This window comes from Roseovarius gahaiensis (assembly GCF_011601345.1).
GTDB lineage: Bacteria > Pseudomonadota > Alphaproteobacteria > Rhodobacterales > Rhodobacteraceae > Roseovarius > Roseovarius gahaiensis.
Genome location: NZ_JAAORB010000005.1, coordinates 17926 through 33107, shown reverse-complemented (window position 1 = coordinate 33107; position 15182 = coordinate 17926). Strand labels below are relative to the sequence as shown.

The window sequence follows — 15182 nt, the reverse complement described above, 5'->3', positions numbered from 1 at the left end:
GGATGCTTCTGGCGTTGGCCTCTCTCGGCCTTGCCGCGGCTTGTGTGCGAGAGGATGAGGCCGCCTTGCGCGACCGGCTGAATCAGTGGTTTTCGCTGGGTGACACTGTGGGCTTTGACTCCACGCAGGCCTGTGCCGCCGGGGCCTTTCGGTTGGTTGACCCGTCGATCAAGGCACCGATGCCGGTGGCTTTCGGGGTCGGCGCAATGCGGGTGCAATTGGAACAGGCAGGGCGCGTGGCGCTGGATGATAGCGCGCAAAGCCCGGATCGCGGCATGGTGGCGATGGTCAATCTACAGCGCCATACCGGTATGCAGATGCGCCGTGCCGCGCTTGAGGGGCGGGCCTGTATGGATGACACAGTGATCAGCGCCTTTCGCCATGCCCTTGATGAGCCGCGCGCGGTGCTGGCCTTTGATCAAGACGCCGGCAGCCTGATGATCCTAGATCCGGTCACGGGGCTTTTGGTTGTGGCGATGGGGGCGCGGTGATGTTTGGCATCCATCAGTCGCTTGGGGAACTTGTCGTGCCTTCGCGCATCTCGCGTTGGCGGGACGGGAGCTTGTCAATGGAACTGGTGATTTCCCTAACGTCCCAAGGGATGGGTTTTCTAAGGTATATCGTGCCGTTCTTGTCCAGAAGCATCAGCATGAAACCACGCGGCCTGAACTCTTGGCGCAGACTGCCTTCGGCGGCGGGGTCTGTATCGGTCAAGACCACAACGTCGCGCGCGTCAAGGGCATCCAGCCGGTCGGTGATGTACTCCATCTGTTGGATGTACCGCGGGTCGGCTGGTGAGTCAGCAAAAACGATCACTGGCCTTTTTATCCATAGAAATTCGCTCAAATCCCTGTCAACCGCATCCACTACGATCTGCGGCTCAACAGGATCTACATCATCCGGGTCGTCCTGCGCCATGGCGGGCAGGGCGATCAATGTCATTATAATAAAGGCTATTAATTTCTGCATCATCTCACCTGTTTGGCAAGATATAGGCGTGTCTGCTGCAATTGCGAAGGCCGAATGCCCTGCGAGCCGGGAAAATTTTAACGTTAAGCGCATCCTCAGGTTTCGGGGGGCAGCATGGGCGTGATCAATTTTCCAAGCCCGCACCGCGCGGCAATCCGGCAAGGGGCCAGCAAGACCATGGAGATCATACTGCACCTTGGGGCGCACAGGACCGCCTCGACCAGTTTTCAGCACTACCTGCGGCGCAATGCCGAGACGCTGGCCAAATCAGGGATCGGCGTTTGGGGGCCGTTGCGCACCCGTGACGGATTGTTGACCGGGGTCGTGCCCGCCTCTGGCAGCCTGCGCGCGCCCGCACAGCAATTGGCGCGGGCCACGGGGCGGGTTTCAATCGCGTTGACCAAGGCCGAACAGACCGGCATTGCGCAACTGGTGGTCAGTGATGAGAATATGCTTGGCGCGCCGCGCCGCAACCTGCGGCACAGCGCGCTATATGATGACGCCGGGCAGCGCATGGCGCGGTTTGCACAGGCCTTTGGCCGACGCGTGACGCGTGTGGTTCTGTCGATCCGCGCGCAAGACAGCTATTGGGGTTCGGCGCTGGCCTTTGCGGTGGCGCGCGGGCACCGTGTGCCACGCCGCGATGATCTGGATCGTCTGGTCACATCGCCACGCCATTGGCGCGATGTGATCGCAGATGTGGCTTGTGCTTGTCCGGGCGCCGATATCCATGTGTTGCCCTACGAAGTGTTCGGCGGGCAGCCCGAACGCAAGCTGCAAGCCATCACCGGGCAGGCAAAGATGCCGCGCAAACATGCGCGGGCATGGCTGAACCGTGCCCCGACCATCGAGTCACTGCGCGCCATTGTGGCCGAACGCGGTGGACATTCCGCGCGATTGGGCGAAGGAGAGGGGCGCTGGCAGCCGTTTGATGCCGCGCAAACTGCGGCCCTGCGCGAATCTTATGCAGATGATCTGTTTTGGCTGCGGGCCGGGGCGGATGGTCTGGCGACATTGATCGAGGAAACCGAACCGGGAGAGGCGGGGACACAACCGCCCCTCGGTCAGACGACAAGAGGACATTCAAATGACGACGAAGAAAGACGAATGGCGTAAGATTGCCGAGTCCGAGCTTAAGGGCCGGCCGCTGGACGATTTGACCTGGAAAACCCTTGAGGGCATCGAGGTTGAGCCGCTTTACACGCAAGAGGACGTGGAGGGGCTGGCGCATCTGGGCTCGATCCCCGGACAGGCACCGTTCACGCGCGGGCCGCGTGCCACGATGTATGCCGGGCGTCCCTGGACGATCCGGCAATATGCCGGCTTTTCGACCGCCGAAGATTCGAACGCCTTTTACCGCCGCAATCTGGCCGCAGGTCAGCAAGGGGTGTCAGTGGCCTTTGATCTGGCGACGCATCGCGGCTACGACAGCGATCACCCGCGCGTGGTGGGCGATGTCGGCAAGGCCGGTGTGGCGATCGACAGCGTCGAGGATATGAAGATTTTGTTCGACGGCATCCCGCTGGACAAGGTCAGCGTGTCGATGACGATGAACGGCGCGGTGATCCCGATCTTGGCCAGTTTTATCGTCACCGGCGAGGAACAGGGCCATGACAAAAGCCTTTTGTCGGGCACGATCCAGAACGACATCCTCAAGGAATTCATGGTGCGCAACACCTATATTTATCCGCCCAAACCGTCGATGCGGATCATCAGCGATATCATTGAATATACCAGCAACGAGATGCCGCGCTTCAACTCGATCTCGATTTCGGGCTACCACATGCAAGAGGCTGGCGCGAACTTGGTGCAAGAGCTGGCCTATACGCTGGCCGATGGCCGCGAATATGTGCGCGCGGCGATAGATGCGGGCATGGATGTCGACAGCTTCGCGCCGCGCCTGTCGTTCTTCTTTGCAATCGGGATGAACTTCTTCATGGAAGCCGCCAAGCTGCGCGCGGCGCGTCTGCTGTGGCACCGGGTGATGACGGAGTTCGAGGCCAAAAGCGAAAAGTCCAAGATGCTGCGCACGCATTGCCAGACAAGTGGCGTCAGCCTGCAGGAGCAGGACCCATATAACAACGTGGTCCGCACCGCATACGAGGCGATGAGCGCGGTTCTGGGCGGCACACAATCGCTGCACACCAACGCCCTGGACGAGGCGATTGCCCTGCCCACCGATTTCAGCGCCCGGATCGCGCGCAATACGCAGTTGATCTTGCAGGAAGAAACCGGCGTGACCAATGTGATCGATCCGCTGGCCGGGTCGTATTACGTTGAAAAACTCACATCGGATCTTGCCGAAAAGGCCTGGGAGTTGATGGAAGAGGTCGAAGAGATGGGCGGCATGACCAAGGCCGTGGAATCCGGCATGCCCAAGCTGCGCATCGAAGAAACCGCCGCCACCCGTCAGGCCATGATCGACCGCGGTGACGAGGTAATCGTCGGGGTCAACAAATACCGCAAGGACCAAGAAGATCCGATTGATATTTTGGATGTCGATAACGTCAAGGTGCGTGAAAGCCAAATAGCGCGGCTTGAAAAGATCCGCGCGACCCGCGACGAGGCGGCCTGTCAGGCGGCCCTGGATGACGTGACCCGCCGCGCCAAAGAGGGCGGCAATCTGCTGGAGGCGGCGGTCGAGGCCGCGCGCCAGCGTGCCTCGGTTGGAGAAATCAGCATGGCGATGGAAAAGGAATTCGGTCGGCATCGCGCCGAAGTGAAAACGCTGGCCGGTGTCTACGGTGCCGCCTATGAGGGCGATGAGGGCTTTGCCGCCATTCAGAAATCGGTGGAAGAGTTTGCCGAAGCCGAGGGCCGCCGCCCGCGGATGCTGGTCGTCAAGATGGGTCAGGACGGGCATGATCGTGGGGCCAAGGTGATCGCCACGGCCTTTGCCGATATCGGCTTTGACGTGGATGTGGGGCCGCTGTTCCAGACCCCGGACGAGGCCGCGCAGGATGCGGTGGACAACGACGTGCATGTGATCGGGATTTCCAGTCAGGCCGCTGGCCACAAAACGCTGGCCCCGCAATTGATCGAAGCGCTGAAAGCCAAGGATGCGGGCGATATCATCGTGATCTGTGGCGGCGTGATCCCGCAGCAAGATTACGCGTTTCTGCAAAAGGCCGGGGTCAAGGCGATCTTTGGCCCCGGCACCAATATTCCCGAGGCGGCGCAGGATATTTTGCGCCTGATCCGCGACGCGCGGGGCTGATGGAAAGGGTTGTGAGGGGGCGTTGCCCCCTCTTGGCCTTTGGCCAATTCACCCCCAGAGTATTTTGGGAACAATGAAGGGGCAGGGCATGGACATGCGTGCGCGGACAATGGCGGCCTCGGGGCTGGGGTTTTTGTGGGCGGTGGTTTTGGTATGGGTGGCCGCGAGGGTGGTAGAGTTGCCGGTTTTCACCCTGATGCCGACGATCATGACTGCGTTTTTCGCGCCCGGTTTGGTCATGGCGGCGATGGTGATGCGTGTGGCCACCCGCAGGCTGGGCGATGAGAGCGCGATGCGCGGCGCGCCGTTACACGGAAAAGCGGCCGTGGACCAGCGCGTGTTGCAAAACACGCTGGAGCAAGTGGTGCTGGCGCTGTGCATCTGGCCTGCCGCGGCGGTTTTGCTGGGTGAGCAGGGGCCGGGCATGATCATGACCCTTGGCGCAGGGTTTGCCGTGGCACGCGTGGTGTTTTGGGTGGGCTATCACCTGTCGCCGATGTTGCGTGTTGTCGGGTTTGCGGCCTCGTTCTGGCCCACGGTTCTGGTGGCGCTTTGGGCCTTGTGGCGACTGGCCACGGGCATGGCATAGGAGAGCGACATGTTGCAATTGGATCATCTGGCGGTTGCCGCTGGCACCTTGGAGGAAGGGCGCGCGGCGGTCGAGCAGGCCCTTGGCGTGCGGCTTCAGCCCGGTGGGCAACACGCGCATTTTGGCACGCATAACATGCTGTTGGGGTTCGATGACGGTCTCTATCTTGAAGTGATCGCGATTGACCCAACCGCGCCTGCGCCGGGCCATGCGCGATGGTTCAATCTGGACCGGTTCGAGGGACCGCCAAAATTGAACAACTGGATTTGCCGCAGCGATGATCTGTTGGCCGAGATCGAACGGTTTCCTGCGGCCGGGCACCCTGTGGCGTTGTCGCGGAGCGATCTGACCTGGCGTATGGCGGTGCCTGAAACGGGTCTTTTGCCCTACGACAATGTGTTCCCGGCGTTGATGCAATGGGATTGCGCGGAGCATCCCGCGCAGCGGTTGCAGGCGTCGGGCTGCGCCTTGGCGCGCTTGCGTGTCAGCCATCCGCAGGCCGGTGCCTTGGCAACTGCTTTGGGCCCGATGTTGCGTGATGATCGGGTGCAATTTGTGGCTGGTGCGCCGGGCCTGCGCGCCGAAATCACAACGCCCGGAGGGCTAAGGGTGCTGGAATGACCCCGCGCGCGGCCCAACTGGCCGATGCACAGGCCATCGCCGACATCATCAATCCGGTGATCCGCGAGACGGCAATCAGCTTTAACTCAAAGCCAAAAACCCTGCAGGATATGGCAGCCGAGGTTGAGCAAACTATGGCCAATGGTCATGGTTTCTTGGTCGCAGAGGCGGCGGGTGCGGTGTTGGGCTTTGCCAGTTACAAACAGTTCCGCGCCGGTCCGGGATATGCGCGCACCGCAGAGCATTCGATTGCCCTTGCTGCCGATGCGCGGGGTCGCGGCGTGGGCCGGGCGCTGATGCAGGCGCTTGAGGATCACGCGCGCGCGGCGGGCATGCATTCGATGATTGCAGGTGTCAGCGGGGAAAACCCCGGCGGCGTCGCGTTTCATGATCGGCTGGGATATGCGCAGGTCGCCGTGTTGCCGCAGGTGGGCTGGAAGTTTGACCGCTGGCTGGATCTGATCTTGATGCAAAAACTTCTTTAAGCGCGCGCTGACAAGCCCTGCGAAAGGGGCTAGGGTGCTGCGCATGTCGATCTGGACCCGCATATCCGAGGCCGTGTCGGCCCTTGCCAAAGGCGAGGGGCTGAGCGCCGTGTTTGACAAGCTGCGCAGCCCGCCCGAGCGCAGCGTGGCCTTTACCATTGCGGTGATCGCGCTTGGTGCGAAAATGGCCAAGGCCGACGGGTTGGTGACCCGCGACGAGGTGACGGTCTTTCGCGAGGTGTTCCAGATTGCCCAAGAGGATGAGGCCGGGGCCGCAAGGGTGTTCAATCTGGCCCGGCAGGATGTGGCCGGGTTTGAGGATTACGCCGCCCGTATCCAGCGCATGTTTGGTGATCAGAGCGGCACGTTATGCGATCTGATGGAAGGCCTGTTTCATATCGCCATGGCCGACGGGGAATATCACCCGCGCGAGGATGCGTTTCTGCGCCGGGTGGCCGAGATCTTTGGCTTGGACGAAGGCGATTTCCGCCGCCTGCACAGCCGGTTCGTGGCCGAGAGCGAACATGACCCATACGCTGTTCTGGGGGTGACCCGCGATATGTCGATGGGACAGATCAAAAAAGTGTGGCAGCAGCATGTGCGCGACAGCCACCCCGACCAGATGATGGCGCGGGGCGTGCCGCAAGAGGCGATTAAACTGGCCGAAAAGCGGATGGTTGATATCAACCGCGCTTGGGAAGAGATCCGCCAGAAAGAGGCCCATGCGGATCGCCACGTATAATGTCGAGTGGTTCAACGCCTTGTTCGATGATTGCGGGCAGTTGCTGGCCGATGATGGCCTGTCTGGCCGCCATGGCGTGACGCGCGCTGATCAACTGGCGGCTTTGGGGATCGTGTTTACCGCGTTGGATGCCGACGCTGTGATGGTGATCGAAGCGCCCGACGAAAGCAGCCGCCGCGCCAGCGTGCTCGCGCTAGAGACCTTTGCCGCGTTTGCCCAGATCCGTGCGCGCAAGGCGGTGATCGGGTTTGCCAATGACACCCAGCAGGAAATCGCGTTGCTTTACGATCCTGATGTGCTCTCGTGCCGCCACGATCCGCAGGGCGCGTTGGTGCCGGCCAAGACTGATGACAGCGCGCCGCGCTTTGATGGGGTGTTTCGGATCGACTTGGATATCGACGACACCCAAGACCGGGTGGAGTTTTCCAAACCGCCGCTGGAATTGGCCTGCGAAACCGCGAGCGGCAAGACGTTTCGCATGATCGGGGCGCATTTGAAATCCAAGGCCCCACATGGCGCACGGACCCGAGATCAGGTGATGCGCATGTCGATTGCAAACCGGCGCAAGCAGCAGGCGCAAGCGGTGTGGTTGCGCCGCCGCATCGAAGAGCATTTGCACGCGGGGGAGCCGCTGATCGTTTTGGGGGATCTCAACGATGGCCCCGGTCTGGATGAATACGAACATTTGTTCGGACGCTCATCGGTGGAAATCGTGATGGGCGACGGGGATGTGGGGGCGTTGCGTCTGAGCGATCCGCACGCCAGCCGGGCGCTGACCCGGCGGATTGGCGCGATGAACACCACGGCGCGATTCTACCTCGCGGATGAGGGGCGCTATTTACAGGCGTTGCTGGATTATATCATGGTCTCGCCCGATTTGGCGGCGCGGCGACCTGCCTGGCGAATCTGGCATCCCTTCGATGACCCCGGCTGCTGGAAGGTGCCAGAGTTGCGCGCGGCGCTGATCACTGCGTCTGATCATTTTCCGGTGACAATGGATATTGATTTGTGACTTAAAATTGTCGTCAGCCGCGCTTATATTACCTGCATGACACGTTTTGCCCTGATCACTGCCGCCGTCTTGTCCATTGCCTCGCCGCTATCCGCGCAAGAGGCGGAGCAAGACAAGTCGGGGACATCATTGATGGAACGTGGCGCGCAGATGTTTATGGAAGGAATCATGCGCGAGATGGAGCCAGCCATGGAAGACCTCAAAGGGTTGGCTGAAACCATGGGGCCGGAATTGCGCCGCTTTGTCGAGGAAATGGGCCCGGCCTTTGCCGAGTTGATGGGTAAGATCGACGATCTCAGCGTCTATCATCCGCCGGAAATGCTGCCCAATGGCGATATCATTCTGCGCCGCAAGGAACCATTGGACCCCGACGCGCCGGACCAGCCCCCACTGGACGACGGTGAGATTGAAATCTAAGCGTCAGCTGCGCGCGGTTTTGATCAACGTATCCGCCGATAGCGAGGCGGCCAGAGATTGAAAACGCGCCTTGGCCACTTCACCGAAAAGCGCGGCCGCTTGCGGCGATAGCCTGAGTTCCAGCATCTTTTTCTTGGGGTACCAGCGCATCTCGCCCAGCTTGGCATCTTCGCGCAACCAGAGCATCGCGGCAAAACGCATTGCTTTGCCCAGAACTTCGGCCTGTTGGGCATCCTGCGGGTCGATCAGATCATAGAGATCGGCAAATCGCGTGCCTTCACGGTTGTTGGAATAGCGGTGCAGCAAGGCCAAACCAAGGTAGACCCGTTCGGAATGTTTGAGCCCGCCCAGATTGGCGCGCGTGGCGTTGTCAAAGCAATCGGCTGCGCGGTAATCGGGGTGCGAGCGCCAACTGACATCATGCAGCAGACACGCCGCCTTGATGATCCGGCGGCGATCGGGTTTGGCGGATTTGAACAGCGGCTCGATGAAGTCATAGACCACACGGCCAAAGCCGGGCAGGCGGGCATCCTTGGATTCGGCAAAACGACAGGATTCGATCAGCGGATCACGGTCGCGCAATTGCTGGGGCATCTGTTCGTATAACAGCCCCTCGCGGATGCCGTAGCTGGATATCGCGATATCACGCGGTTTGAAGGTGCGGACGACTTCGCGCAGCACTTCGATCGCGTAGGGCACCAATACGGCCCGTGCCGATGATACGCCCGCGCGGTTGCGCAGCTCGTCCAGATCGTTTTTGGCGATGTATTTCGCGGTGTCGCGCACGGCCTTGGGGGTCATGCGGTATTCGTGCAGCACATGCAGCGGATAGCCGCGCCGCGCCATGTCGATCTTGGCGATGGCCCGCCATGAACCACCAACCAGAAACAGGCGGTTTTTCTGTTCGCCCAGTTCCGTGCGCATCCGCGCCACAGTGTCCTTGATTACGGCCTTGCGGGCTTTCTTGCCGCCCTTGAGGTCACGTAGTTTCAGCGGGCCAAGCGACGAGGACATGCGATTGCCCACCGTGCCGCCGTCGATCTCGGCCAGTTCCATCGACGATCCGCCGATATCGCAGACCAAGCCATACGATCCGGGCCAGCCCAACAGAACACCTTGCGCCGACAGCCGGGCCTCTTCGCGGCCGTCGATCACCCATAGGCGAATGCCAGTTTCGCGTTCCACCTGTGCGCGGAAGTCTGGCCCGTCTTCTGCATCGCGCACGGCGGCTGTGGCCACCGCCACCAGCGGGCCCGTGCCCATCCCATCGCCCAACAGCTTGAATCGCCTGAGCGCGTCCAGCGCGCGCACGCGGCCTTCTGGGTTCAGCCGCCCGGTTTCGGACATGCCCGCGCCAAGCGCGCACATGATCTTTTCGTTGTAGAAATACGCCGGGCTGCGGGCGGCCCCGTCAAACACCACCAACCGGACCGAGTTTGATCCGACATCAACCACGCCGACGCGGCTTAGCGCGCGGGCGGAGGGTTTATCAAACAGGGGTCGGCCAAATGGCCCGCCATCTTCCTGCGCCGGATCGTTGGTGCCGTCCATATGCCCCTCGGGTCACTTTGGACCTTCTGTATGCGACAGCGGAGCGGTGCCGTCAATCTTCGGCATGGGTCAATTTCGGCACATCCCCGGCGCCTGCGCTTCCGCGTCCCGACAGAGACGGATTTTCCATGAAGAACCGGTGACAGTTGAAGGCAAATGCGCCTTCGGGCGGTTCTGCACGTGCAAAGCTGCCATCGGGGGCCATTACCCAACTTTGCGCGATGTCGGCCATATTGGCGGCCATGACCTGACCGACGATCTGCGCCTTGACGGTGGGATTTTCGATCTCGACCAGCGTTTCGACGCGTCGGTTCAGGTTGCGGCCCATCCAATCAGCGGAACTGATATAAACCCGCGCCTTTTTCGAGGGCAGATCGGCCCCGTTGCCAAAACAGACAATACGCGAATGTTCCAAGAACCGCCCGATGATGGATTTGACGCGGATATTCTCGCTCAGGCCTTTGATGCCGGGGCGCAGCCCGCAAATGCCGCGGACCACGAGGCTGATTTTGACCCCGGCCTGACTGGCGGCATAAAGCGCGTCGATCACATCGGGGTCGATCAGGGCGTTCATCTTGGCCCAGATTACGGCGGGTTTGCCAGCGCGGGCATTTGCGGCCTCGTTCGCGATCATTTCAAGCAGGCGGGGCTTGAGCGTGATTGGTGAAAAGGCCAAGTTTTCCAGCTTTTCGGGCTGTGCGTAGCCCGACAGGTAGTTGAATACCTTGGTCGCGTCGCGGCCAAGCGAGGCATCGCAGGTGAACAGGCTAAGATCGGTATAGATGCGGGCCGTGATCGGGTGGTAATTGCCGGTGCCATAATGGGTGTACGTGACCAGTTGATCACCCTCGCGCCGCACCACGGTAGAAATCTTGGCGTGGGTTTTCAGATCGAGGAACCCATAGACGACATGCGCGCCCGAGCGTTCTAACCGTCGTGATTGGCGGATATTTGCGGCCTCGTCGAACCGCGCCTTGAGTTCCACAAGCGCGGTGACCGATTTGCCATCCTCGGCGGCCTCGCACAATGCGCTGACAATCGGGCTGTCCTTGGATGTGCGATAGAGCGTTTGTTTGATCGCCACAACATCGGGGTCGCGCGCGGCCTGATGCAGAAACCGCACCACCATGTCGAAGGTTTCATACGGGTGGTGCAGCAGCATGTCTTTTTGACGGATCGCGGCCAACATATCGCCGTCATGATCCTGCACCCGTTCCGGCACCCGCGGCGTGAAGGACGGCCACAGCAGATCGGGGCGGCTGTCCAGCACCAGTTCCTTGAGGTCGGCCAGCCCAATCATGCCCTCGACCTCGACCACCTCGTCGGGGATGACGTGCAATTCATCCATGATCACGCGGCGCAGGGCCTCGGGCGCACCGGACGAGATTTTCATTCGCACCACTTCGCCACGGCGGCGGCGTTTCAGGGCCACCTCGAATTCGCGCACCAGATCTTCGGCTTCTTCCTCAACCTCCAGATCGCTGTCGCGCAGCACCCGGAACGAACAGTGCCCCTTGTGCTTGTAACCGGGAAACAGGCTGTCGAGATGGACAAGCAGCAATTCCTCTAGCGGGATAACCCTGTGCGTGCCTGCGGGGGCGGGCAGGCTGACGAAGCGGTCGATCTGTTGCGGGATCGGCAACAGCGCCTGCAACGGGCGCTTGTCGGATTTGCGTTCCAGTTGCAGCGCCAGCGAATAGCCAAGGTTGGGAATGAACGGGAACGGGTGCGCCGGATCAATCGCCAAGGGCGACAGGACCGGGAACACGTTGTGCATGAACACATCGGCCAGATGGTCGCGGTCTTCGGCCGTCAGCCCCGCATTGTCGAGGATCGAGATGTTCTCGGCCTCCATCTCGCGGCGCAGGGTTTCGTAAGTGTCCTGTTGCGCCTCAAGCAGTTTGCGGGCGTCTTCGTTGATCAAAACCAGTTGTTCAGCAGGCGTCAGCCCGTCGGCGGCGGGTGTTGTGTTGCCAGCATGGGCCAGTTCGCGCAGGCCCGCAACGCGCACGTTGTAAAACTCGTCCAGATTGGTGGCCGAGATCGACAGAAAGCGCAAACGCTCCAACAGGGGAACGCGGGGGTTTTGGGCCTCTTCCAAAACCCGCCAGTTGAAGCCCAGCCAACTGAGTTCGCGATTATAAAAACGGCCCGGCCCCGCCATGTCCAGATCGGGAATCTCGACGGGTTCGGGCATCGGGGATTTGAGAAAATCTGCGTGTGTCATACGGGCCTTATGGCGATGTCATGTAACGGAACGGTGACCAATCGTGCCGGTCTGCTTGTCAGTTGTCCAGCAGCTTTGCCGCCAATGTGCGATTGATCGGCCGGCCCGATGACAGGGCCATGCTATCCAGGCGAACCACGACATCGCGCGCGGCGGCAAAAGACCGGTCGATGCGCCGCACCAGATAGGGCACGGTATTGGGCGTGGGCGTCACCTGCCGGTCGGCCAGAAGTTTCAGCATCACCACCCCAAGCAGCGTATCATCGGGTTCATGCAGGGGGCTGGCCGGGGTGCCCTGCATCCGGCTGGCCAGATCGGGCAGCGACAGGTTCCACAGATTGGCCGGCTTGGTGGCAGTGAACAGGATCGACCGACCTTCGGCAAGGACCAGATTATGCAGGTGAAACAGGGCTTCCTCGGTGGAGTGGTGTCCGGCGATGGTGTCGCAATCTTCAACCGCGATGTGGTGTCTGGCAAGCTCGGGGATATCCGCGTTGGTCAGATCAGCCGCCCGGACAATGCGTGCGCCCGACAGTTTTGCCCAGACATGCACCAGATGTGTTTTGCCCGCGCCGGGCGGGCCGGTCAGCACCAGCTTGTGCGAGGGCCAGTCTTGCCAGCCTTCGATCATCGCCACAGCTTCGGCATTGGCGGGCGAGACAAAGAAATCCTCGCGGCCCAGTGCTTCGCGCACGGGGAGGTCGAAAATGAGTTGTTCGGCCATCATTCGTCCGTTTGCGACAAGCCGCGATAGAGGCGGCTGTTGGTGTATTGGCTGATCGCAAAGCGGGCCAGAACGCCGATTGCGGCGGCCACGGGAACCGCCACCAACATCCCGACAAAGCCAAATAGCGCACCAAACACAGACAGCGCGAAGATCAGCCAGACAGGGTGCAGGCCCACAGAACTGCCCACCAGCTTGGGGGTCAGGAAATTGCCCTCGGCCACCTGTCCTAGCACGAAGATGCCGGCAACCAGCCCGATCGTCAGCCAATCCCCCCAGAATTGGAACAGCGCCAGTCCGATGGCCAGTGCCCCGCCAACAACCGCGCCCACGTAAGGGATGAAGGTGATCAGCCCGGCAACGGCCCCGACGACAAGGCCAAATTGCAGCCCCACCAGCATCAGCGCGACGGCATAATATGTGCCAAGGATCAGGCAAACCGTGCCCATGCCGCGGATAAAGCTGGCCAGCGTCCTGTCGATATCGCCCGCCAGTTGCCGGATCACCGGCGCGTGATCGCGCGGCAGCAGATCGTCGATGCGGGCGATCATGCGGTCCCAGTCATAGAGCAGGTAAAACGCCACCACCGGCACGATGACGAACAACAGCACGATATTGATCAGCCCCGCCGCCGAACTGAGCACCGATTCCAGAACTTGGCCGCCCCGGTCGCGGATGGTTTCCCCCACTGCGATCAGCGATTTGCGCAGGGTCGAGTCGGCATCGACAAGCGACGGGAAGCGTTCGGTCAGCGCCTGCTGGAATTGGTTGAACAGTTTCGGCGCGGTGTCGAACAGGCTGATCGTTTGCTGAATCAGCGTCGGCACCACCAAAAGCGCCATGATCACGAAAATCAGCAGCGCGACCAGAGTGATCAGGGTAACCGCCACGGCGCGGCTGGCGCCCCAGCGTTCCAGCCTGTCCGCCACCGGATCAAGGAAATAGGCAATCGCGCCACCCAGCACGAAGGGCAGGATCACGTCGCCCAGAAACCACAGCATGATCAGGAACACCGTCGAAGCGATGCCCCAATATTTCATCTGTGTGCCGACCGGCAAAGCCATGTGCGCCTCGGGTGGTTGTGATGCATACACATCGCCCAACTGGGCAACGCTTGCAAGGGTGGCGCGGCGAAATCGGCGCGCGGTGGCTTGTCTGCCAAGGCGCAAAGCCATAAACGGGGCAAAACGTCATATCGCCGCGAGGGTTTACCATGCGCCTGTCCCGCTATTTTCTGCCGGTTCTCAAAGAAACGCCCGCCGAGGCACAGATTGCCAGCCACCGCCTGATGCTGCGCGCTGGCATGATCAAACAGGCCAGCGCCGGGATTTATTCTTGGCTGCCCCTTGGCTTCAAGGTGCTGCGCAAACTGGAAAACATCGTGCACGAGGAACAGGTTCGCGCGGGCCACACCCCGATGCTGATGCCGACCTTGCAATCGGCAGATCTTTGGCGCGAGTCCGGGCGGTATGACGATTACGGCGAAGAAATGCTGCGCATCACCGACCGTCAGGGACGGGACTTGCTGTATGGCCCGACCAACGAAGAGCTGATCACCGATATTTTCCGCAGCCATGTGGGCAGCTACAAGGATTTGCCGCTGACGCTCTATCATATCCAATGGAAATTTCGCGATGAGATCCGGCCCCGCTTTGGCGTGATGCGCGGGCGCGAGTTTTTCATGAAGGACGGGTATAATTTTGACCTGACGAAAGAAGACGCGCTGCACGCTTACAATCGCCACATGGTCAGCTATTTGCGCACCTACGAGCGGATGGGCCTGCAGGCGATTCCGATGCGCGCTGACAGCGGGCCAATCGGCGGGGACGACACCCATGAATTTCTGGTGCTTGCCGAAACCGGCGAGTCGGAGGTGTTCTATGACAGTGCGATCACCGATCTGAAATTGGGTGACAGATCAGTCGATTACGATGATTGGGATCAATGCGCGTCCATCGTGAAAGAATGGACAACACCCTATGCCCGCACCGACGAAACCCATGATGATGCCAAGTTCAATGAGGTGCCCGAGGCGCGGCGGATGAAAAGCCGTGGCATCGAAGTGGGGCAGATTTTCTATTTCGGCACCAAGTATTCCGAAGCGATGGGCGCAACGGTGCAGGGCAAGGACGGCAAGCCGGTGCCGGTGCATATGGGCAGTCACGGAATAGGCGTCAGCCGCCTTGTGGGCGCGATCATCGAGGCCAGCCATGATGACAAGGGCATCATCTGGCCCGAGGGCGTGACCCCGTTCCATGTGGGAATCGTCAACGTCAAACAAGGCGATAGCGAGGCCGACGCGGCCTGCGACGCGATTTACAAATCCATCGAGGCGCTGGGCCTTGAGCCGCTGTATGACGACACCAGCGACCGGGCGGGCGCCAAGTTTGCAACGCAAGACCTGATCGGGTTGCCATGGCGGATCACCGTCGGGCCACGCGGATTGAAAAACGGTGTGGTCGAGCTGACCTGCCGCCGCACCGGGGCAAGCGAAGAATTGCCGCCCGAGCAAGCCGTTGAAAAGATCGCGGAAATCTATACGCCGCATCATCACACCGAACGACCCGAGCCGATGGCGAAACGATCCTTCCATACTTGGATGTAAGATTGGTATACTGCCTGCAAAAA

15 protein-coding genes are annotated in these 15182 nt (G+C 60.9%); 10 read left to right on the top strand and 5 right to left on the bottom strand.

Annotated elements, in window-relative coordinates; all coding sequences use genetic code 11:
• Positions 1-2 precede the first annotated feature (2 nt).
• Positions 3-491 carry a hypothetical protein gene (locus HAT86_RS04625; protein WP_167193896.1) on the top strand — a complete coding sequence of 163 codons (489 nt, stop codon included), beginning with the start codon at positions 3-5 and terminating at the stop codon, positions 489-491.
• Positions 492-504: 13 nt separating this feature from the next.
• Here the strand turns inward: HAT86_RS04625 and HAT86_RS04620 are convergent, their stop codons facing one another.
• The gene (locus tag HAT86_RS04620; protein ID WP_167193894.1) at positions 505-972 is read right to left on the bottom strand and encodes a DUF4174 domain-containing protein; all 468 of its coding nucleotides are present in this window, start codon (positions 970-972) and stop codon (positions 505-507) included.
• A 111-nt stretch (positions 973-1083) separates the two neighbouring features.
• Here HAT86_RS04620 and HAT86_RS04615 point away from each other — a divergent pair, with 111 nt between their 5' ends.
• The 8 genes from HAT86_RS04615 to HAT86_RS04580 all read left to right on the top strand — a co-directional run bounded on the left by HAT86_RS04615 (position 1084) and on the right by HAT86_RS04580 (position 8052).
• Positions 1084-2085, top strand: a complete 1002-nt coding sequence (locus tag HAT86_RS04615) for a hypothetical protein (RefSeq protein ID WP_231125815.1) — start codon at positions 1084-1086, stop codon at positions 2083-2085.
• The gene (gene scpA, locus HAT86_RS04610) at positions 2057-4186 is read left to right on the top strand and encodes a methylmalonyl-CoA mutase (protein WP_167193891.1); all 2130 of its coding nucleotides are present in this window, start codon (positions 2057-2059) and stop codon (positions 4184-4186) included. The genes HAT86_RS04615 and scpA overlap by 29 nt, the downstream gene beginning before the upstream one ends.
• An 88-nt stretch (positions 4187-4274) precedes the next feature.
• On the top strand, positions 4275-4775 hold the full coding sequence (locus tag HAT86_RS04605) for an MAPEG family protein (RefSeq protein ID WP_167193889.1): 501 nt from the start codon (positions 4275-4277) through the stop codon (positions 4773-4775).
• A gap of 9 nt (positions 4776-4784) precedes the next feature.
• On the top strand, positions 4785-5396 hold the full coding sequence (locus HAT86_RS04600; RefSeq protein WP_167193887.1) for a VOC family protein: 612 nt from the start codon (positions 4785-4787) through the stop codon (positions 5394-5396).
• Positions 5393-5881, top strand: coding sequence for a GNAT family N-acetyltransferase (locus HAT86_RS04595; RefSeq protein ID WP_167193885.1), 489 nt, complete (start codon positions 5393-5395; stop codon positions 5879-5881). Before HAT86_RS04600 ends, HAT86_RS04595 begins: the two co-directional genes overlap by 4 nt.
• 43 nt (positions 5882-5924) lie before the next feature.
• Entirely contained in the window at positions 5925-6623 is a 699-nt protein-coding gene (locus HAT86_RS04590) for a molecular chaperone DjiA (RefSeq protein WP_167193883.1), read from the top strand.
• Positions 6604-7635: an endonuclease/exonuclease/phosphatase family protein gene (locus HAT86_RS04585; protein ID WP_167193881.1), complete on the top strand. Its 1032-nt coding sequence runs from the start codon at positions 6604-6606 to the stop codon at positions 7633-7635. The genes HAT86_RS04590 and HAT86_RS04585 overlap by 20 nt, the downstream gene beginning before the upstream one ends.
• A 36-nt stretch (positions 7636-7671) precedes the next feature.
• A complete protein-coding gene (locus tag HAT86_RS04580; RefSeq protein WP_167193879.1) occupies positions 7672-8052 on the top strand; it encodes a hypothetical protein in 381 nt (126 codons plus the stop codon).
• 3 nt (positions 8053-8055) lie between these two features.
• Here the strand turns inward: HAT86_RS04580 and HAT86_RS04575 are convergent, their stop codons facing one another.
• Genes HAT86_RS04575 through HAT86_RS04560 form a run of 4 tightly spaced genes read right to left on the bottom strand, consistent with a single transcriptional unit; the run spans position 8056 to position 13618 of the window.
• Positions 8056-9603 (bottom strand): Ppx/GppA family phosphatase, encoded by a 1548-nt coding sequence (locus HAT86_RS04575; RefSeq protein ID WP_167193878.1) that lies wholly within the window; start codon positions 9601-9603, stop codon positions 8056-8058.
• Positions 9604-9655: 52 nt separating this feature from the next.
• Positions 9656-11830 carry an RNA degradosome polyphosphate kinase gene (locus HAT86_RS04570; protein ID WP_167193875.1) on the bottom strand — a complete coding sequence of 725 codons (2175 nt, stop codon included), beginning with the start codon at positions 11828-11830 and terminating at the stop codon, positions 9656-9658.
• Between the two features lie 58 nt (positions 11831-11888).
• Positions 11889-12554: a P-loop NTPase family protein gene (locus HAT86_RS04565; RefSeq protein WP_167193873.1), complete on the bottom strand. Its 666-nt coding sequence runs from the start codon at positions 12552-12554 to the stop codon at positions 11889-11891.
• Positions 12554-13618 carry an AI-2E family transporter gene (locus tag HAT86_RS04560; RefSeq protein WP_167194100.1) on the bottom strand — a complete coding sequence of 355 codons (1065 nt, stop codon included), beginning with the start codon at positions 13616-13618 and terminating at the stop codon, positions 12554-12556. Before HAT86_RS04560 ends, HAT86_RS04565 begins: the two co-directional genes overlap by 1 nt.
• A 149-nt stretch (positions 13619-13767) precedes the next feature.
• Here HAT86_RS04560 and proS point away from each other — a divergent pair, with 149 nt between their 5' ends.
• Complete coding sequence (gene proS / locus HAT86_RS04555) at positions 13768-15159, top strand: proline--tRNA ligase (protein ID WP_167193871.1); 1392 nt, start codon at positions 13768-13770, stop codon at positions 15157-15159.
• Positions 15160-15182: the final 23 nt, after the last annotated feature.